The sequence below is a fragment of the Streptomyces sp. NPDC005574 genome (assembly GCF_040605435.1).
In the GTDB taxonomy this organism is placed as follows: domain Bacteria; phylum Actinomycetota; class Actinomycetes; order Streptomycetales; family Streptomycetaceae; genus Streptomyces.
Window position 1 is genome coordinate 1 of sequence record NZ_JBEXCW010000126.1, and the last position, 17816, is coordinate 17816.

17 protein-coding genes and 4 pseudogenes are annotated in these 17816 nt (G+C 70.3%); 13 read left to right on the forward strand and 8 right to left on the reverse strand.

Translation table 11 applies throughout. The annotated features are described in order from the left end of the window. The 5 genes and pseudogenes from ABZT03_RS39010 to ABZT03_RS39030 all read left to right on the forward strand — a co-directional run. Positions 1-201, forward strand: a pseudogene (locus ABZT03_RS39010) (hypothetical protein); the annotation flags it as partial. A gap of 354 nt (positions 202-555) precedes the next feature. After that, positions 556-1380, forward strand: a complete 825-nt coding sequence (locus tag ABZT03_RS39015) for a class I SAM-dependent methyltransferase (protein WP_356048256.1) — start codon at positions 556-558, stop codon at positions 1378-1380. A 178-nt stretch (positions 1381-1558) separates the two neighbouring features. After that, positions 1559-2686 carry a MerR family transcriptional regulator gene (locus ABZT03_RS39020; RefSeq protein WP_356048258.1) on the forward strand — a complete coding sequence of 376 codons (1128 nt, stop codon included), beginning with the start codon at positions 1559-1561 and terminating at the stop codon, positions 2684-2686. Positions 2687-2942: 256 nt separating this feature from the next. Then, positions 2943-3923, forward strand: a complete 981-nt coding sequence (locus ABZT03_RS39025) for an alpha/beta hydrolase (protein WP_356048259.1) — start codon at positions 2943-2945, stop codon at positions 3921-3923. 274 nt (positions 3924-4197) lie between these two features. Continuing rightward, on the forward strand, positions 4198-6528 hold the full coding sequence (locus ABZT03_RS39030; RefSeq protein WP_356048261.1) for an Orn/Lys/Arg decarboxylase N-terminal domain-containing protein: 2331 nt from the start codon (positions 4198-4200) through the stop codon (positions 6526-6528). A 207-nt stretch (positions 6529-6735) separates the two neighbouring features. Here the strand turns inward: ABZT03_RS39030 and ABZT03_RS39035 are convergent, their stop codons facing one another. Further along, entirely contained in the window at positions 6736-7125 is a 390-nt protein-coding gene (locus ABZT03_RS39035) for a RidA family protein (protein WP_356048275.1), read from the reverse strand. Positions 7126-7935: 810 nt separating this feature from the next. Here ABZT03_RS39035 and ABZT03_RS39040 point away from each other — a divergent pair. The 5 genes and pseudogenes from ABZT03_RS39040 (at position 7936) to ABZT03_RS39060 (ending at position 11824) form a co-directional block, all read left to right on the forward strand. Continuing rightward, positions 7936-8697: a GAF and ANTAR domain-containing protein gene (locus ABZT03_RS39040; RefSeq protein ID WP_356048262.1), complete on the forward strand. Its 762-nt coding sequence runs from the start codon at positions 7936-7938 to the stop codon at positions 8695-8697. Then, positions 8690-9472 (forward strand): GAF and ANTAR domain-containing protein, encoded by a 783-nt coding sequence (locus ABZT03_RS39045; RefSeq protein WP_356048264.1) that lies wholly within the window; start codon positions 8690-8692, stop codon positions 9470-9472. Before ABZT03_RS39040 ends, ABZT03_RS39045 begins: the two co-directional genes overlap by 8 nt. Positions 9473-10098: 626 nt before the next feature. Continuing rightward, positions 10099-10335, forward strand: a pseudogene (locus tag ABZT03_RS39050) (SpoIIE family protein phosphatase); the annotation flags it as partial. 75 nt (positions 10336-10410) lie between these two features. After that, positions 10411-10659: pseudogene (locus tag ABZT03_RS39055) on the forward strand (ANTAR domain-containing protein); the annotation flags it as partial. 241 nt (positions 10660-10900) lie between these two features. After that, positions 10901-11824, forward strand: a complete 924-nt coding sequence (locus tag ABZT03_RS39060; RefSeq protein ID WP_356048265.1) for an ADP-ribosylglycohydrolase family protein — start codon at positions 10901-10903, stop codon at positions 11822-11824. Between the two features lie 19 nt (positions 11825-11843). On the opposite strand, the gene ABZT03_RS39065 is transcribed toward ABZT03_RS39060, so the two are convergent. From ABZT03_RS39065 to ABZT03_RS39080, 4 genes are all read right to left on the reverse strand, one after another. Then, complete coding sequence (locus ABZT03_RS39065) at positions 11844-12737, reverse strand: IS982 family transposase (RefSeq protein WP_356048266.1); 894 nt, start codon at positions 12735-12737, stop codon at positions 11844-11846. A 134-nt stretch (positions 12738-12871) separates the two neighbouring features. Then, entirely contained in the window at positions 12872-13738 is an 867-nt protein-coding gene (locus tag ABZT03_RS39070) for an RNA polymerase sigma-70 factor (protein ID WP_356048267.1), read from the reverse strand. Then, on the reverse strand, positions 13735-14316 hold the full coding sequence (locus ABZT03_RS39075; protein ID WP_356048268.1) for a carboxymuconolactone decarboxylase family protein: 582 nt from the start codon (positions 14314-14316) through the stop codon (positions 13735-13737). Before ABZT03_RS39075 ends, ABZT03_RS39070 begins: the two co-directional genes overlap by 4 nt. Continuing rightward, positions 14313-14771: a class I SAM-dependent methyltransferase gene (locus tag ABZT03_RS39080; RefSeq protein WP_356048270.1), complete on the reverse strand. Its 459-nt coding sequence runs from the start codon at positions 14769-14771 to the stop codon at positions 14313-14315. Before ABZT03_RS39080 ends, ABZT03_RS39075 begins: the two co-directional genes overlap by 4 nt. Positions 14772-14792: 21 nt before the next feature. On the opposite strand from ABZT03_RS39080, the gene ABZT03_RS39085 reads away from it, so the two are divergent. Together ABZT03_RS39085 and ABZT03_RS39090 are read left to right on the forward strand one after the other, a co-directional pair. Continuing rightward, the gene (locus tag ABZT03_RS39085) at positions 14793-14978 is read left to right on the forward strand and encodes a hypothetical protein (protein ID WP_356048276.1); all 186 of its coding nucleotides are present in this window, start codon (positions 14793-14795) and stop codon (positions 14976-14978) included. A gap of 25 nt (positions 14979-15003) precedes the next feature. Beyond that, positions 15004-15138: pseudogene (locus tag ABZT03_RS39090) on the forward strand (IS982 family transposase); the annotation flags it as partial. A 98-nt stretch (positions 15139-15236) separates the two neighbouring features. Here ABZT03_RS39090 and ABZT03_RS39095 read toward each other — a convergent pair. From ABZT03_RS39095 to ABZT03_RS39105, 3 genes are all read right to left on the reverse strand, one after another. Next, complete coding sequence (locus ABZT03_RS39095) at positions 15237-16067, reverse strand: hypothetical protein (protein ID WP_356048271.1); 831 nt, start codon at positions 16065-16067, stop codon at positions 15237-15239. 447 nt (positions 16068-16514) lie between these two features. After that, complete coding sequence (locus ABZT03_RS39100; protein ID WP_356048272.1) at positions 16515-16967, reverse strand: DUF5707 domain-containing protein; 453 nt, start codon at positions 16965-16967, stop codon at positions 16515-16517. A gap of 307 nt (positions 16968-17274) precedes the next feature. Further along, positions 17275-17448: a CsbD family protein gene (locus ABZT03_RS39105; RefSeq protein ID WP_356048273.1), complete on the reverse strand. Its 174-nt coding sequence runs from the start codon at positions 17446-17448 to the stop codon at positions 17275-17277. A 138-nt stretch (positions 17449-17586) separates the two neighbouring features. Between ABZT03_RS39105 and ABZT03_RS39110 the strand changes: the two genes are divergently transcribed. Continuing rightward, positions 17587-17757 (forward strand): hydrophobic protein, encoded by a 171-nt coding sequence (locus ABZT03_RS39110; protein WP_356048274.1) that lies wholly within the window; start codon positions 17587-17589, stop codon positions 17755-17757. Positions 17758-17816: the final 59 nt, after the last annotated feature.

Genomic DNA, 17816 nt, shown 5'->3' on the forward strand with positions numbered 1-17816 from the left:
GCCGCCCGCGCCCGCGAACTCGTCGACCAGGGCACCCCCATCGAGGCCGCCTGCCGCATCGTCATCCTCGAAGACCAACTCGAAGAAGCCCAGCGCCTCAACGCCGGCCACGCCCGAGGCGGCCAGGCGGCCGACACCCCGCCCGCGCCCTCCCGCCGGACCGCGCCCACCACCGCTCCCGGACGCCGGGCGGCACGTTAGTGCTGTGGCCGGGAAGGTTCACCGGCTCGCGCCACCCGGCACGGCACTCGCCGGCCTTCGGCCGGGGGACCCCCACGCCGCGCTCCAGCCATGCACCGCACCGGACGCCGCGAGCCTGTCGGTGAACTTTCCCGGCCACAGCACCGGAACCCACGCTGGGCCGATCGGCTCACCCACGGCGCGCCTCAACCGCGCGTGCGGCCACCGGCGGAGGATCGGTGAGGCGGCGGCCTCCCAGGAAGCCGCCCGGCACAGCCCCACCCCGTGAAGAGGCCCGGCCATGAACCCGTTCGACGACCCTCCCGCCGCCCAGGCTCAGCACCTCGTCCGGCCTGCCCGGTCCCTGGCGGCGACGTGACCGCCTCTCCGCACGGGGACGCGGGCGACGGCCGTTACGGCGAGGCCGTCTTCCCTCCCGGACAGGCGGGCGAAGGGGAGCGCATCGACTTCGGCGCCCTCGCTTACGACGACATCACCATGGCGCGGCTGCGGGCCCTGGGCGCCGGCCCCGGTTGGCGCTGCCTCGACGTGGGCGCCGGCACGGGCACGGTCTCCCGCCGGCTGCTGGAGGAGGCCGGGGTGGCGAGCGTCCTCGCCGTGGACCGCGACGTCCGCTTCCTCAGCGAGCGGCCCGTGCCCGGGCTCGACGTGCTGCAAGCGGACATCACCGCCGCGGACTTCGGCCCCGGTCGGTTCCAGCTCGTGCACGCGCGCTTCGTGCTGATGCACCTGCCCGAATACGACCGCCTGATCACGGCACTGGCCGAACGCGTCGCGCCCGGCGGTGTGCTGGTGCTCAGCGACGCCGTCGACCTGACGAGTGACCGAACGCCCGACACGCCGTACACCACGGTGATGCGGGCCATGTGGCAGGGGCTGCGGGCGAGCATCGGCACCGATGTCTCCTGGGTGCCGTCGTACCCGCAGTTGCTGCGCGCGGCGGGACTGGTGCCCGTGGCCGCCGAGATCCATGTGCCACCCCTGCTGCCGGGCAGCCCCATCAGCCGCTTCTGGGCGGACACCTGGGAGCGCAGCAGAGGAGCCATGCTCGCCACCGGCCTGGTCGACGACACGGCCGTCGACACGGCGATCCACTACCTGGCCTCCGACGAGTGCGCCGCACTGTCGGCCGGAATGCTCACCACGTGGGGACGCAGACCGGAGAAGGCCCTGCACTGACCCGCCGGCGCGTGACGGGCGGCCGACAGGGCCCGGCGTGCCGTAGCCCTGGACGACCATAGGCCGCCGAAGGGGCCGAGGCCGCCGGGCTGGGAATCACAGGACCGAGCAGACAGTTCATGCTCAGCCACAGCTGTGCCACGGCCGAGCGCTTGACCCTCACGTGGCGTCATGCCGCATGGTCGGTGGCGTGGACGAGCACCTGACCGTGGGACGTGTGGCCGAGCTGGCGGACGTGAGCGTCCGCACGCTGCATCACTACGACGAGATCGGCCTCGTACGGCCGTCCGCGCGGACCGCGGCCGGATACCGGGCTTACGCGGCGGCCGACGTGGAGCGACTGCGGGAAGTGCTCGCCTACCGGCGGCTGGGCTTCGGGCTGCGCGAGATCGCGCGCCTGGTGGACGACCCTGCCACCGACGCCGTCGCCCAACTGCGCAGGCTGCGCGGCCTGTTGCTGGAACAGCGGGAGCGAGCCGCTGCCATGGTGACGGCCATGGACAAGGAACTCGAGGCACGGGCCATGGGGATCAGAACGACGCCCGAGGAGCAACTGAAGGTGTTCGGAGTGCAGTTGTACGAAGCCATCGGGTCCGCCTACCCGGCCACGCGGCGCACCGAGCCGCGGATCGCCGCCAGGGTCTGGGAGGCCCTCGGGGACGCGCGGACGGTACTGAACGTCGGGGCCGGTACCGGCTCCTACGAGCCCCCGGACCGCGACGTCACGGCGGTGGAGCCGTCGGCGGTCATGCGGGCGCAGCGGCCCGTCGGTGCGGCACCGTGTGTGGCCGCCGCCGCGGAGAGCCTCCCGTTCGAGGACCGGTCGTTCGACGCCGCGATGGCCTTCAGCACCGTTCACCACTGGCAGGACCCGATCGCCGGGCTGCGTGAGTTGCGCCGGGTGGCCCGCCGCGTGGTCGTGTTCACGCACGACGCCAGTGACGCCGGCTGGCGGCACCGGTTCTGGCTCACCCGCGACTATCTGCCCGAGGTCGCCGACCTGGTCGCCGGGCGGCCGTCGGTGGACCGACTGGCGCGCGCGATCGGCGCCCGCATCGAGCCGGTGCTCATCCCGTGGGACTGCGCCGACGGCTTCTTCGAGGCTCACTGGCGCCGGCCCGAGGCGTACCTGGACGAACACGTGCGCCGCGCGGTGTCGGTATGGACCAGAGTCGGGCCGCACGCCGAGCGACGGGCGGTGAGCGGACTCCGCGACGACCTTTCGTCAGGCCGGTGGGCCGAACGCAACCCCGAGCTCGTCGACCTCGACGCGGCGGAACTGGGTCTCCGTCTCCTCATAGCCTGACGTCCCCTTCAACGGCACCCGCCCGACCGGCGGCATCCGCCCGACCGGCGGCACCCACCCTTGGCGTGTCCGCCGGCGAGGGGAGTTGACGCGGCTCCTCGCCGCCGGTCGGTGTTGCCGGATCGGCAACAGATGTCGTGCGCGGAGTTCCGTCCGCAGCATGCTCGGGGTTGCTGCCCTTGAGCGGAGAAGCTCCCGCCGGTTTTGGTCCTGTCACGCCGCACCGGCCCTCCGCGCGACGCCTTCAGGAGGATCCGTGCCGCACACATCCGCCGGCCCCGCCCACCGTCTGGTCTCCTCACCCGCAGGCCGTACCCACCTGGTGGAGCAGGGCAGCGGGCCGTTGGTCCTGCTCGTCCACGGGTTCCCGGAGACCTGGTACACGTGGCGCCGTCAGCTGCCGGTGCTCGCCGCCGCGGGCCACCGCGCCGTCGCCGTCGATGTCCGCGGCTACGGCCGCTCCAGCAGGCCCGACGCGACGGACGCGTACCGGTTGCTCGACCTGGTGGAGGACAACGTCGCCGTGGTGGACGCCCTGGGCGAGGAATCCGCGGTGATCGTCGGGCACGACTGGGGCGCGACCATCGCCGCCACCTCCGCCCTGGTCCGCCCCGACGTGTTCCGCGCGGTCGGACTCCTGAGCGTGCCCTACACCCCGCCCGGCGGCCCCCGGCCCAGCGAGGTCTTCGCGCGGATGGGCGGGGAGGAGGAGTTCTACGTCTCCTACTTCCAGCAACCCTGCCGGGCCGAGGCGGAGATCGAGCCGGACGTCCGCGGCTGGCTCGCGGGCTTCTACGCCGCCCTGTCCGCCGACACCATGCCCGCCCCCGGCGCTCCCGACCCGCATTTCGTGAGCCGCGGCGGGACGCTGCGCGACCGCTTCCCCACCGGCCGTCCGCCGGCGTGGCTCAGCGAGCAGGACCTCGACGTCTACGCGGGGGAGTTCGAACGGACCGGCCTGACCGGGGCGTTGAACCGCTACCGGAACATGGACCGGGACTGGGCGGACCTGGCCGACTTCGCCGGAGCCCCCCTCACCCAGCCTTCCCTGTTCATCGGCGGCGCTCTGGACGCCTCCACCACCTGGCTGGCCGACGCGATCAAGGCGTACCCCACCACCCTGCCCGGCCTCACCGCCTCGCACATCCTCGACGGCTGCGGCCACTTCGTCCAGCAGGAACGCCCCGAGGAGACCAACCGCCTCCTGACCGACTGGCTCACCTCCGTCGCCACCTGACGCACGGTGCTGCTCGGCCGGCTCGACGACCAAGGGGTGGGCGTGCCGATCGCACGACGTCGGTCAGGAGCCGGCGGTGGAGTTCAGGGAGCCGCACGCCACCGCGGAGCCCGGACGAAGGAGCGCAGGGTGGGCCACTGAGCGAGCAGCGCCGACGGGTTGGCCGGAAGTCGATGCCACGTCGGAGTGAAGCCGACCGGAAGCTGCATCGCTGCTTCCGGTCGGTCACAAGACTTGGGCGGCCGACCGACATTCAGGCACTTAAGGCGGATACATGGCACACGGTACTGTCCTGATGGCATTGCGCGAGAACCCCCTGGCCGGAGGCGTCAGTACCGAGCAGATGCGCCGCATCGGCAAGGAACTGGAGAGCAAGGGCCTGGAGCCGCGCTGGGCCGCCGATGTCCACGAAGCCCGCGCCGTTCTGCACACCGAGGCGGGACTCGCCGCTGCCGTGGTCGCATGGGACCTGCCGAACGGTGCGAGCACGGTCGGTGACGACCCGGGCGGTGCTGAGGTGCTGCGTCAGATCCAGCGGCGCTTCCAGCGCCTTCCTGTCTTCCTGCTCATGAACGACGAATCCGATCACGATCTCGAACGGTTGCCGCTGTGGGTCTCCGAGGCCGTGGTGGGCTACATCTGGCCGCTGGAGGACACCGCCTCGTTCATCGCCGGACGCGTGGTCGCGGCGGCCCGCGTGTACAGCGACGACATCCTCCCGCCGTTCTTCAAGGCGTTGCGCCGCTTCGACGACGCCCACGAGTACTCCTGGCACACCCCGGCCCACTCCGGTGGCGTCGCCTTCCTCAAGTCCGCCGCCGGCCGCGCCTTCTTCGACTACTTCGGCGAACGCCTCTTCCGCAGCGACCTGTCCATCTCGGTCGGCGAACTCGGCTCCCTCTTCGAGCACAGCGGGCCCATCGGCGCAGCCGAGCGCAACGCCGCCCGCGTGTTCGGCGCCGAGCGGACGTACTTCGTGCTGCACGGCAACTCGACCGCCGATCGCATGGTGGGCCACTACTGCGTCACGGGCGACGAGATCGCACTGATCGACCGCAACTGCCACAAGTCCGTGCTGCACGGCCTGGTCATCTCGGGAGCCCGTCCCGTCTACCTGGTACCGACCCGCAACGGCTACGGCCTCGCCGGCCCGCTTCCGCCGCACGCGATCACCCGGCAGGCGGTGGCCGCCCGCATCGCGGCCAACCCGCTGGCCGCCGGCGCCACCTCAGCGGACGCCCCGTACGCGGTGGTCACCAACTCCACCTACGACGGCCTGTGTTACGACACCCTCGCGGTGGCACACGCACTCGCCCCCAGCACACCCCGACTGCACTTCGACGAGGCATGGTTCGCCTACGCCCGCTTCCACCCCCTCTACGCCGGACGGTACGGGATGGCCGTGGGGCCGGACACCTTCGAGGGGCCCGACCGCCCGACCGTGTTCTCCACCCAGTCCACCCACAAGCTCCTGGCCGCGCTCTCGCAGAGCGCGATGGTCCACGTGACGTCCTCGCCGCGGGCCCCTGTCGAACACGAGCGGTTCAACGAGGCGTTCATGATGCATGGCACCACCTCGCCCCTCTATCCGGCGATCGCCTCCCTCGACGTGGCCGCCGCCATGATGGACGGCCCCCAGGGGCAGTGGCTGATCGACGAGGCGGTGACGGAGGCGATCCGCTTTCGCCAGGCCGTGGTGCGCACCGCCCGCCGGATCAGCCAGGCCGGCGATCGTCCCGACTGGTTCTTCGGCGTCTGGCAGCCCGACAGGGTCACGGACCCCGAGACCAGGCAGCGCATCCCCTTCGCCGATGCCCCCGCCGAACTGCTGCGGGAAGAGCCGTCCTGCTGGCAGTTGGAGCCCGGCGCCGACTGGCACGGATTCGCCGGCCTCACCGAGGGCTACTGCATGCTGGACCCGGTGAAGGTCACTGTGACCTGCCCCGGTGTGAGCGCGACCGGTGTGACATCGCCGCGGGGCATTCCGGCCCGGATCCTCAGTGCCTACCTGGCGGATCGTGGCATCGTCGTCGAGAAGACCGACAGCTACTCCACCCTCGTGCTGTTCTCCATGGGCATCACCAAAGGCAAGTGGGGAACCCTCCTGGACGCCCTGATGGACTTCAAGTCCCTGTACGACGCGGACGCGCCACTGGAACGCGTGCTGCCCGGCCTTTCGCAGCAGTACCCCCTTCGGTACGGCGGGGGCACCCTGCGCGGTCTGTGCCAGGACATGCACGAGCACCTCACGCGCAGCGAGTTGGTCGAAGCCCTCGACACCGCCTTCCAGGACCTGCCCCAGCCGGTCGAGCCGCCCCAGGGCTGCTACCGGCAGCTGATCCGGGGCAACACGCAACGACTGCGTCTCGCCGACGCCGCAGGCCGTGTCGCCGCTGCGATGGTGACGGTGACGCCACCGGGAATTCCGGTGTTGATGCCCGGCGAATCCGTCGGCGACCCGGACGGACCGCTGTTGCGGTACCTGAGGGCACTGGAGGCGTTCGACAAGACGTTCCCGGGCTTTCACAGCGAGGCGCACGGAGTGACGACGGACCCCGAATCCGGCGACTACCTCATCGAATGTCTACGCCAGACCCGGTCGTGAACGGTCCCGCGAGCGTGCCGACGGGGCCGGGGAGTCACCACCAGAACGGAAGCACCCCGAGGCGGACCGGGGCCTTTTGCCCACGGGGATTCTTGGTGTGATGTCTCTCGTCAATGTCCCTGAGCTGCGGTGATGCTGGAGCCTCGGCGGGTGCACTCGAAGATCATGGACGGCCCGTCCAGCGGCCCTGGCCACGGGCCTGCCGAGTCACCAAGGGATGATGGCGAGGGCCTCTACCTCCACCATGAGCTCCGGCCGGTACAGGGCGGCCACCTGTACCGCGGTACTCGCAGGTGGACGTGCGGTGTCGATGTGCGCGTCGCGGGCGGCCCGTATCTCCGGGAGTATGGCGACGTCGGTGACGTAGAAGGTGAACTTGGCGACGTCGGCGAACGTTGCTTCGCCTGCCGCCAGGCACCGTCGCAGGTTCTCGAAGACCTGACGGGCCTGGGCGGCGGCGTCACCCTTGCCGACCACATTTCCCTGTTCGTCCAGTGCGACCTGCCCGGAGATGACGACCAGTCGACCTTCACCCACAACGACATGGCTGTAGCCGTTCCCTGGGGCGATCCCGTCTGGCGGAATGTGGGTGAGCATGGTCTGTTCCGACTCGTCTGACACAGATGACCTCCACGAACGACAGGTGACGAGGCAACGGTACAAGGAGCCAACTTCGTTCATTCCGGCACGCGTTGGGGCGCGGCGGCGCCAAGCACGCCGCGTCGCGGTCGCGTGAGTCGATGGAAGGCCCGGTAAGGGTGGTGGTCTTCGCGCAAAGCCGGCCCCCGACCATCTACTGCGACCAGCCCGCAGCCAGGGCGCACTCCTGCACCTCGACGCCAAGCTCCGCGCCGATGAAGCAGCCCGCTTCCTGACGGGGAGCGGCCCGGCATCAGTGGATCGACGGACCGCCCCGTAAGGAGCACCACGGCACGCCAGACAGCTGTCGCTGGGCCATCAGCCAGCTCGGAGTCTTCGCCGATGAGAGCGCCGAGCACCGCCCGGCACGAACCCAAGACGTCGTCCGTGCGGGTCGTGCCGGGGACGTCGAGCAGGGGCGGTCCGGCGGACCGGGTTGATCATCGGGTGCGGTCGCTGATCTTGGGACGGTCCGTTCGGTGTTTCTCCCGGTCGCCCAGGGGGACTTGGTCACGGTGGGCACAGCGAAGGCACGCTGGCCCGGTGGCGAGCTTGGAGATGACGAGTCGGGGCTGGGCGTATGGGACGGTCATGGCGGGCGACGGCCGGGCTGCGGCAGGCCGGGGGAGGCCGCAGTCGACGGCGGGCTGGTCGTGGGGCCGGTACCGGCCGGCTTCGCGTGTCCGCCAGTGACGAATGCGTCTGGGGCCCCGCTGGTGAGGCAAGATCGGATGTGCCGACGGGTTGCTGTGCGGGGAGGTGAAAAGGATGTCCGGGCCGGAACCGGGTGCGGAGGACGCGGAGCGGGAGACGCATGTCCTGCGAAGGCGTATCGCACGCGAGCTGATTGCCGCGGTCCGTGGACTTCCTCCCACGGCGGTGCCGAAGGCGCTCTGCCGGGCGTGTGCGTCTCTTCTGCCGGGCGTCTCGGGGCTGTCGCTGTCGGTCCTCGGGCGGGAGGCGGGCACCGGTGTCGTGCTGTTCGCCAGCGACGAGGTGGCCGGTCAGCTCGCGGAGATCCAGTACACGCTGGGTGAGGGACCGTGCACGGAGGCCGTCCGGTTGCTGGCTCCGGTGTTCGCATCCGATCTGACCCGGGCCCCGGACGCCCGCCGCTGGCCGCTGTTCTCCGTCCAGGCGGCCAAGGCGGGCGCGGAGGCCGTGTTCTCGCTGCCGTTGACGGCTGCCGCAGGGGCTCTGGGAACCCTGGACCTTTACCGGCAGACGGCGGGAACGCTCGATGACGGCCAGGTGCGCACCGCGCTGCTGGTCGCCGATGCCCTGGGCCTGGCCGTCACGGCCCTGGACCACGCTTCGTCTGACTCCGATGGAGTCGTAGCGTGGCTGGAGGGAGCAGAATCGGATCGGGTGGAAGTTCACCAGGCCACCGGGATGATCATGGTGCACATGGGAGTGACTGCTCAGGAAGCGCTGCTGAGGCTGCGGGCCCGGGCCTTCGCGCAGGGCAGTACGTCCCTGGCCATCGCGCGGGCCGTCATCGACGGCAGCATGGACATCCGCCATGAGTGAAGACCTGAGCACCCACGACGACAGCGCCGGGGAGGCGAGCATGAACCGGGAGCGGGAGCTGGCGACGGCCTTCGTCGGTCTGGCGGACACCTATGCGCCGGACTTCGACCCGTTGCGCCTGTTCGACCGGCTGGTGCACGCCTGCCGGTCACTGCTGGACGTGGACGCCGCGGCGGTGATGATCGCTGACGCACGGGGCACCCTGAAGACGATGGCCGCCACCGAGGACGGTGCCGCGTTCATCGAACTGATGCAGATGCAGACGGGGTACGGCCCCTGCATGGACTGCTATCGCACGGGTGAGGGCCGCGGTGTCCCCGACATCACGCTCGAGGCGTCACGCTGGCCCCAGCTGAACGCGGCCATGGACGATGCCGGATACCGGTCCCTGCACACCGTGCCGGTACGTTTCCACGACCGCGTCCTGGGCGCGCTCACCCTGCTCAGCGCCGACACCGGCGAGCTTCCCCCCGGCGGCCCCCACCTCGCGCAGGCGCTGGCGGACTCCGCCGCGCTGGGGCTGATGCACTGGTCCGCCGACCCGCGGGGTGACGACGTCGTGACACGCGTGCAGAGCGCCATCGCCGCGAAAACCGTCCTCGAGATCGCCAAGGGCATGCTCGCCGCCCATACGGGGCTGCCGGTGAACGCGGCGGGGCGCCTGCTGGCCGGCTACGCCGACCGCCACCGGGTCAGCCTTGCCGCCACCGCGCAGGCCCTGGTCGACCGCGACATGGAACTCGCCGAGGTCTGCGAGAGGACCGTTCGTACCTGACGGAAGGCCGTCCGTGCCTGACGGAGGACCGTCCGTACCTGACGGAGGACCGTCCGTACCTGACGGAGGACCGTCCGTACCTGACGGAGGCGGTAATTGTCCCGTCCGCAAGGCGGCTCCCCCAGCTCATTGGTCGAACGGGGGGAGCCTCGCGTTGATGGGTTCCCGGGAACCGACCTTTGCGTAAGACGAGGCTACTCCGCCCCTGGGCGGCGGCACCGAGCAGGCCGTTCAGCCGCCGTAGGCACCGGCGCCGGTCGAAGCTGCCGCTGCACGTCAGGGCATGTCCTGCCGGGCGAGGTGCTCCCATCCCGAAATGATCGTTCCCGGTCGGCGCTGCTCCCGGACCACGCGGTCGCGGTGCGCCGGGATGGGATGCGAACAGGTGGGGATCGCGGGTAGGCGTGGGTTGTCGTGTTCACCGTCGCGGCCGGGCGGGCCGCCCGGCCGGATCGCCAAGTCGCTTGCTGGAGCGTGACAACGATGGGTCTCCCGCCCCACGGCCGACCCACGCCGGCTGGAGTGCGCCAGCCGCCGGCGCCGGACGATCCGGCCGCCAGGATCATCGATCTGCAGCGGGACAACGACCACCTGCAGACGGCCATCGCACATGCGGTGATCGACCAGGCTCCTACCTAGTGCAGGATCTGGATCTGCGCCCCGGCGACCGCCTCGTGCTCCACACCGACGGCATGGAGGAACGCGAAGCGGAGACGGTCGACCTGCCCCGCCCCATCCGCGAGACCGCGACCGAACACCCCCGCGAGGTCGTACGCACGCTGGTCGGCACCGTCGCCGACGCCTACCACGGTGGCCGGCCGAGAGACGACGCCACCGTCCTGTGCCTGGACTGGCACGGCCCTCCGAGCGGGAGCCCACGCAAACCCGAGGTGTCCAGGGGAAACCGCCAGGAGGAAGCAGGCGAGGAAATCTCCCGGACGGTCGACTCCCACGCGATCGTCGACCGGGCCGTCGGCGTCCTCATCGCGGTTCACGGCATTTCGCCGGCCGCAGCCTTCGAGGTGCTGCACGAACTCTCCCAACACACCGACGTCGAGCTGCACTCGGTCGCGGAATCCCTGCTCGCCCAGGCGCTGGGACAGCCACTGCCCGAACCTGTGCTCCAGAAACTGAACGCGGCGGTGCGACGGCACCTGCGGGGCAACGCGCCGGAGGAGTCCGGGTAGGGGAGGCCAGGGGCTCAGGGCATGCCGGGAGACCTGGGTTGAGCCTGGTGTCGGCGATGGGCTCTCGACGAGGCGGGGCGGCACGGCATCCGCTTCCCGAAGCTCGGGCGCACGTTCCCGTCACCGGAGCGCAGCCCGTCGACCGCTGCCCCACAACGTTGCCGCCGCCCGTAAATCCGCTCACACCGTCGGCCGGCTACGGCGAGAATGCGAGCCACCGATCATTCAGAGGAGCTTTGCCATGAGCAGTCCGCAGCTCGCCCACGCCAGCCTGGACGGGCTCGTGATGGGCGACGCCTTCGGCGACAGCTGGTTCACGCGCTCCGACGAGTGCGCCGAGGAACTGTGGGCTGCGCGGAACCTGCGTCCTGCGCCGTGGCTGTGGACGGACGATTCGGCCATGGCGTTCGTCCTGTTCGCCCATCTGATGGCCCATGGGGAGATCCGTCCCGACGACCTGGCACGGGAGTTCGCCGCCGAGTACGAGCGCGACCCGGGGCGCAAGTACGGCCCGTCCATGCACGGCGTACTGCGGCGCATCGGCGAGGGCGAGGACTGGCAGGCCGTCACCGCGGGGCAGTTCGGCGGACAGGGCTCCTACGGCAACGGCGCCGCGATGAGGGTTGCCCCGCTGGGGGCCTGGTTCCGCGACGACCTCACCGCTGCCCGCGAGCAGGCCCGGCTGTCGGCGCTGACCACCCACGCTCACCCGGAGGCGGTCGCGGGGGCCGTGGCTGTGGCGGTCGCCGCGGCGCTGGCAGCCTCCAGTGAGGGGCACCTGGCCCCGCCGCGCACCGAGTTCCTGCGAGAAGTCGCCTCGCACGTGCCGGACAGCGACGTCCGCTCCGGACTGCTGGTGGCCGCGACGTTTCCGGAGCGCACTTCGGTGCGTCACGCGGCGTCCGTTCTGGGCTCGGGGACCCTGATCTCGGCTCCTGACACGGTGCCGTTCGCGTTGTGGTCTGCCGCAGGGCAACTGGACGACCTTTGCGAGGTGCTCTGGCAGACCGTCGCCGGGTGGGGCGACCGCGACACGACCTGCGCCATCGCGGGAGGCATCGTCGCGGCCCGCACCGGCACAGAGGAAGTCCCGGCCGCCTGGCGGGAGGCCCGCGAGAACATCCCCTCCTGGAGCCGCTGGGATTCTCGCGCAGCCGTCCGCTAGACGAGTAATTCCGATGTAATCAGTGGTCATAGGCGATGAGGGAGCGCGTGACCGGCTGGCCGGTCTTGTGGTTGTGCCAGATCGCGGCAGCCATCGCGAGGACGCGTTGGGCGACGCGGACTGCGACGCCTTCGAAGGTCCGGCCTCCGTGCTGTTCCAGGTCGAGCTGGCCTTTGAGGGTGTCGTTGACCGACTCGATCAGCTGTCGCACTGATTTCAGGAGGCTCTCGCCCTTGCGTTTCTTCTCGCGCTTGAACGACGGCCGCAGCAACTCGGCGCCCCTCAAGGCCAGGTCGGCCTCGAACTCCTTGGAGGCGAAGCCCTTGTCGGAGATCACCAGCAGCCCCGGCCGGTTCGTGACCGTCTCGGGTTCGCGGTCGAGCATCGCGGTCAGTACCTCGCGCTCATCCATTTTCGGGGTCGCCAGAGCCCACAGGATGGGTATCCCGGTCGGGGTGCACACCAGGAACATGCGCAGGCCCCAGAAGAACCGGCTGTGGCTGGCGCAGTACCCGTATCCGGCCCAGCCGGCCATGTCCGACCGCTTCACGGCCGGACGCGAGCGACCACATTCCACCGGCGGCGAGTCGACGATCCAATGGTTGTCGAACCAGAAGTCCGTGTCGACGGCCAGCAGCCGTATTGCCTTCTTGACCAGGGGCAACGCGGCTCTCAGCCGCTTGTTCCAGCCCGGCTGCCTGGGCACGTACGGGAACATCCCGCCCAAGCGGGAGTCCACGAACCGCAGCCACCGCGACTCTGAAGTGAAGCCCAGCAGCGCCTGGGCGACAGCGAGGCAGACAAGCTCGGAGTCCGTCAGTTGCGGCGGTCGGCCCAGCCACCGGGTGCCCCCGATCTCGTCGTCGATCTTCACGTACAGTGCGGTCAGCAGGGCGTCCAGGTTGTTCGTCACACAACGATCTTGGACGCCCTGCCCGCGTTCCCGGACACACCGTCAGCATTCGAATGACTCGTCCAGGGCGCCCGCTGCGGGGAACGAAACGAATTCCGGCCGGAGCGGGCTGTCCCTTGTGCTGGGCGGCGGGTTCACCTGGCGAGTTCGGCCGTCTCGTCGAGCCGTGTCAGCTTCTGCGGGTTCCGCACGATGTAGATCCGGGTGACCTGCCCGTTCTCCACCACGAGGCTCACCGCGGTCGGCTCGCCGTTCATCTCGATCCGGCCCGCGGGAGCGCCGTTGAGCCACACGGGCGTCATCTCGAACGGGACCGCGACCTGGTTCGCGCGCGTGAGCAGCCTCGCCACCGGTTCGGCCCCGTGGATCGGCGCCAGCACGGCGGCCACGACCCCTCCACCATCGGCGATCAGGACGACGTCCGGCGCCATGACCTCCAGCAGGTCCTGCAACTGCCCGGTGCGCAGGGCGAGAAGGAAGCGGTCGACGACGGTCCGTTGCTCGGCCCGGCTCACCCGCATGCGCGGCTGCCGGGCGGCCACGTGCTCGCGTGCCCGCCGCGCGACCTGCCGTACCGTCGCCGCGGACTTCCCGATGGCCTCGCCGATCTCGCCGTACGGCATCTCGAAGACCTCCCGCAGTACGAACACCGCCCGCTCTGTCGGCCCCAGCGTTTCGAGGACGGTCAGCATCGCGATCGAGACGCTCTCCGCGAGTTCGACGTCCTCGGCGACGTCAGGGCTGGTCAGCAGGGGTTCCGGCAGCCACTCGCCCACGTACTCCTCACGGCTGCGGGACAACGTACGCAGCCGGTTGAGCGCCTGCCGTGTGACGGTGCGGACGAGGTACGCCCGCGGTTCACGCACCTGCGACCTGTCGACGTCGGCCCACCGCAGCCAGGACTCCTGCAGTGCGTCCTCCGCGTCGGCCGCCGAGCCGAGCATCTCGTAGGCGACCGTGAAGAGCAGGCTGCGGTGGGTGACGAAGGGGTCCTCGGTCATATCGTCGACGACGCCACGCCGGAGTTCCCCGAACGCGCGGCCAGCGGAGTCCCGCACGCGTCGGAGAAGCCCTGCGAGGTGATTCCGTGGGCCGTGTTGTTCCTGGTCGACAGGTTGGCGAAGGCGATCGACGCGGTGAGCTCGACCATCGCAGCCGGGCCGAGCCGGTCGAGCAGGCCCGCGTACAGCTCGTCGGTGACGGTCGGCGGCGTGTTCGTCATGGCCTCGGCGTACTCCAGCACGTCCCGCTCCAGCGGCGTGAACACCTCCGACTCCCGCCAGCGCGGCACCTGGCTCGCCTTGGCCAGGTCCAGGTCCTTGTGCAGCGCCAGGAAGTAGTTGATGTCGAGGCACCAACTGCAGCCGACCTGCGCGGCAACCGCCATGTGCGCGAACGTCTTGAGCCCCTCGTCGGCCACGTCCCACTCGCTCACCTGGCGCCCGAGCTCCGTGGAGTCCTGGGCGACCTTGGGGTTGTGCGCCGTCACTTCGAAGGGCTCGGGCAGGGCACCGAACTGTTTGATCATGTTTTCGGTGAGCTCGGCGGGGAGTTCTGCCTTCGGGATGCGCAGTGTCACGGTGTGCTCCTTCTTCTCCATGTCCGTTGGCCTGTCGGCCTGTTGGACATGAAGACACCGCCGGACTCGGGAACGTGACAACCACTATGGCGCAAGGGGCGTTCGGGTTTCCGGGCCAGGAAGGTGGCGACTGTCCTTCGCGCGCCTTCGTCGGGCTCCTGCACAAGTCGCGTCGTGATCACGAGTCCGGCCCGGCTCAGCGGTTCGGCGATCCGCTCGGCCGGGAGCAGGTGGGACTCGTAGGACACCGGATGGCCGCCGTACGCCTGGGTCGGACGTAGACGCAGATACTCGTCGTCTTCCGCGTGCCCGGCCGGCATCAGGAGGCCGCTAGGCGCGAGGGTGCGGTGGAACTCGGCGTACAGGAGGAGGAGTTGTTCCGGTGAGGTGTGGTGGGTGGAGTAGTGGGCGAGGATGCCGCCCAGTTCGTTGTCCCGTAGCGCGAGGGCGGTCATCGAGCCCACGGTGAAGCTCAGGTGGGGGTGGGCCTGGCCGGCCAAGCCGCGAAGTCGGTGCGACAGCAGATCGAGCCGGTCGACGACACCCTCAAGGGCGTCGCCTGGGACGCCCTGGCCTTCGAGCCGCTGCCCGACCGGCCCTCGGACGCGGTCACGCCCTCACCGTCCGCGACTCCGTCCCTGTCCCCCGCCCCGCAGCCGTAGGGCGCGCGCCCCTGGCCCCGCGCCCCGGCTCGACCTGGAACAGCACGGTGGCCGGACCTTCGAAGGTGTCGCCGTCCGCGTCGCCCAACGCATCCTCACGATGGCCGCCGCGATCTGGCACAACCACGAGACCCGCCAGCCCGTCATCACATCGGAATGACTCGTCTAGGAGTCGCTGTGGCCGGACGGTGTGCGGGAGGACGCCCGCACACCGTCCGCCCAGTTCATGCGGAAGTGACCAGTTGACCCCGGGGGGGATCAGCTCACGCAGATCAGCCCGAGCACGCAGATCCCCGACGGGGAGGTCGCCGCCGGCGCGGAGTTCGACTGTGATGTCCCCGAAGATCCCGAAGATCCCGAAGACGACGCATCCGACGCATCCGATGTGCCCGACGTGCCTGAGTTCGCGGAGGTTCCCGACCCCGTGCCGCCGGTGGCCGCCGGGGCGGGCGACTGGGCCGTCGACGTGCCGGTGCCGGCGGTCGTGGTACCGGCGGTCTTCGTGTCGGCCGAGGGTGTGGACGCGGCCGGCTGCACGGCGGCCTTCGGCCTCGCGTGCGCCGCGGCGGCCGTGTACGGCTGCGTCCTCGCCGAGTCCGTGTGGGTCGCGGTGGCCTCGGAACGGCGCTGCGAGGCGCCGGTCGTGGAGGACTGGGAGTTCGTGGTGGAAGGCTTGCGGTGCTTGCCCGTCCCGGCCGGCGGGAGCTCGGCGGTCTGGTCCACCGACTGCGTGTCGGTGCCCATGCTCGCGAGGTTGTCGGCCGTGGCCGCCTGGGCGCGGTGGCCGGAACCGCCCTCCATCGAGGCGACGGTCAGACCGCCGCCGACGAGCGCGACGGCGGTCGCGACCACGGCCCGGCGCTGGTTCTTCTTCCAGCGGGCCCGCTGTCGGCGCCGGCCGGCCCGCCCCTGCGGCGCGGGCGCCGGCACCTCGGTCTCACTGTCGGCGCCCTCGTCGTCACCGCCGGAGTCCTGGAAAACACTGGCGGCGTCGTAGGCGCCGTACGCGTCGGTCTCCGCTGGCGCCGCCACCTCCGTCCAGAGCGCTGTTGCGGCCGGGGCCGCGACGGTGCGACCGCCTGCGGTCAAGGGCGCTATGTCCGGGGCGTAAGCGCCGCAACCCGGGCACACCAGGGCTCCGTTGAGGTGCCGACGGCACGAGGAGCAGTAGTCCATCCGCTTCTTCCTGACGGTTTTGCACGAGGGATCGAGCGTTAGGTTGAGCAGGCTGTAACGCTAACGGCGTCTTCGAAAGACCGTGTGGGGCCGATGTGGCGCTCCTGTGCGGATTCCCTGCCTCAGCGCGCGAACCTCCAGGTGGCGTGCCATTCCGTGGCCTTGATCACAGTCACCGGGACCTGCGGGCGACGGGGCACGACGGCGATGACGAGTCCGGAGTCGGCGTCGATGACGATGCGATGGGTTGGTCAAGTCCCACGAAACGATCACCTCGCGTAGGCCGCTCGCCCCGGCCGCCCGGTGCGAGGCCGGCCAGGACGTGTCCACCGCTACGCCCGCGGCGCGGCTCGCCCCCTGCTAGCGGACGGTGAAGTCGGCTGCCTTGTCGTCGAGGGTGGTGGTGCCGTTCTTGGCTTCGGCCAGGACGGCGATGTGCCAGGCGCCGCGGGGGGACTTCGCGGCGTCGGTGGGGGTGACGGTGGTGGTGTAGGCGCAGTGGAGGGTGTGCTTGGCAGCGGGCTTGCAGGTGGCCGTCTCGGCGGCGGTCATGTCCTTGGCGGTGAGTTTCTTGTGGGCGAGGGAGGAGTGCTTCGGCCAGGCCAGGACCTTGACGCTCTTGACGCCGGAGGAGGCGGTGACGTCGGTGGTGAAGGTGAGGGAGCCGGCGCTGTCGCCGGTGGGGGCGGTGTAGTGGGCCGTGCTGTGCGTCAGGGCGGGGGGCTGGTCTCCGGCGTAGGCCAGGGCGTACGCGCCGGCACCCACGAGAAGGGCGGCACCGGCGGCCACGGACACAGCGATACGTCGGGACATGGAGGTCTCCCCATCAGGCTGACTTGGTCGAACAGGCCCTGTGTGCCTGTCCGTTGCACTGATCTTCGCCGCACGGCGGTGTACCGGGCATGAGCTCAGGTACTCAACCCGCCCTGAGTAGGCGCGTGTTGCCCGACCTGGGCAGCGCGACCCTCGTTCATGCGTGAGGGGGGAGGGCCGAGTCGAGAGAGGCGCAAGGCCGTGTCGGCCTCCCCTCCCGGGATCGTCGAAATGCCGGCCCGTGAACGGCGAAATGGGTGTGCTCCCGGTAGATCCGAAAGCACACCCATTCAGGCCGAACAGACCGTCAGTGCTTGAAGGCGTCCTTGGTCTTCTCCTTGGCTTCACGGGCATCGCCCGTGCTCTTCTCGGCCTGCCCCTCGGCAGCCATGCGGTCGTTGCCGAGAGCGCTGCCCAGGGCCTCCTTGGTCTTGCCCTTGGCCTGCTCGGTCTTCGCCTTGGCCTTCTCACCGGCAGTCATGGAATGGGCCTCCTCAGAGTGTCACTGTCGTTGTCGCGGTAACCGCCTGGTGCCCCGCCCCTCCCTTCACAAACAAGAGCTTGTCGAGGAATGCGGAACACAATGCAGGGAATCCGGAGCGATAGGAGGTCGATAACCATGGTTCCCCTGCTGCTCGTTCTGCTTCTCGCACTGATCCTGTTCGGCGCCGGTTTCGCGATCAAGATCCTGTGGTGGATCGCCGTCGCGGTTCTGGTGCTGTGGCTGCTCGGCTTCGTCATGCGCTCCACCACGACGGGCGGCGGCCGCGGCCGCTGGTACCGATGGTGACCTGACACCGCACACCGCTGTGGGGGTCCACCCGCTGTCTGGGCCGCGTGCCAGATGCC

Coding starts and splice junctions, on each gene's coding strand:
- ABZT03_RS39045 (WP_356048264.1), top strand. CDS start 8,690: ATGAGTGAAGACCTGAGCACCCACGACGACAGCGCCGGGGAGGCGAGC.
- ABZT03_RS39060 (WP_356048265.1), top strand. CDS start 10,901: ATGAGCAGTCCGCAGCTCGCCCACGCCAGCCTGGACGGGCTCGTGATG.
- ABZT03_RS39105 (WP_356048273.1), bottom strand. CDS start 17,448: ATGACTGCCGGTGAGAAGGCCAAGGCGAAGACCGAGCAGGCCAAGGGC.
- ABZT03_RS39070 (WP_356048267.1), bottom strand. CDS start 13,738: ATGACCGAGGACCCCTTCGTCACCCACCGCAGCCTGCTCTTCACGGTC.
- ABZT03_RS39110 (WP_356048274.1), top strand. CDS start 17,587: ATGGTTCCCCTGCTGCTCGTTCTGCTTCTCGCACTGATCCTGTTCGGC.
- ABZT03_RS39080 (WP_356048270.1), bottom strand. CDS start 14,771: ATGACCGCCCTCGCGCTACGGGACAACGAACTGGGCGGCATCCTCGCC.
- ABZT03_RS39040 (WP_356048262.1), top strand. CDS start 7,936: ATGTCCGGGCCGGAACCGGGTGCGGAGGACGCGGAGCGGGAGACGCAT.
- ABZT03_RS39100 (WP_356048272.1), bottom strand. CDS start 16,967: ATGTCCCGACGTATCGCTGTGTCCGTGGCCGCCGGTGCCGCCCTTCTC.
- ABZT03_RS39020 (WP_356048258.1), top strand. CDS start 1,559: ATGGTCGGTGGCGTGGACGAGCACCTGACCGTGGGACGTGTGGCCGAG.
- ABZT03_RS39030 (WP_356048261.1), top strand. CDS start 4,198: ATGGCACACGGTACTGTCCTGATGGCATTGCGCGAGAACCCCCTGGCC.
- ABZT03_RS39035 (WP_356048275.1), bottom strand. CDS start 7,125: ATGCTCACCCACATTCCGCCAGACGGGATCGCCCCAGGGAACGGCTAC.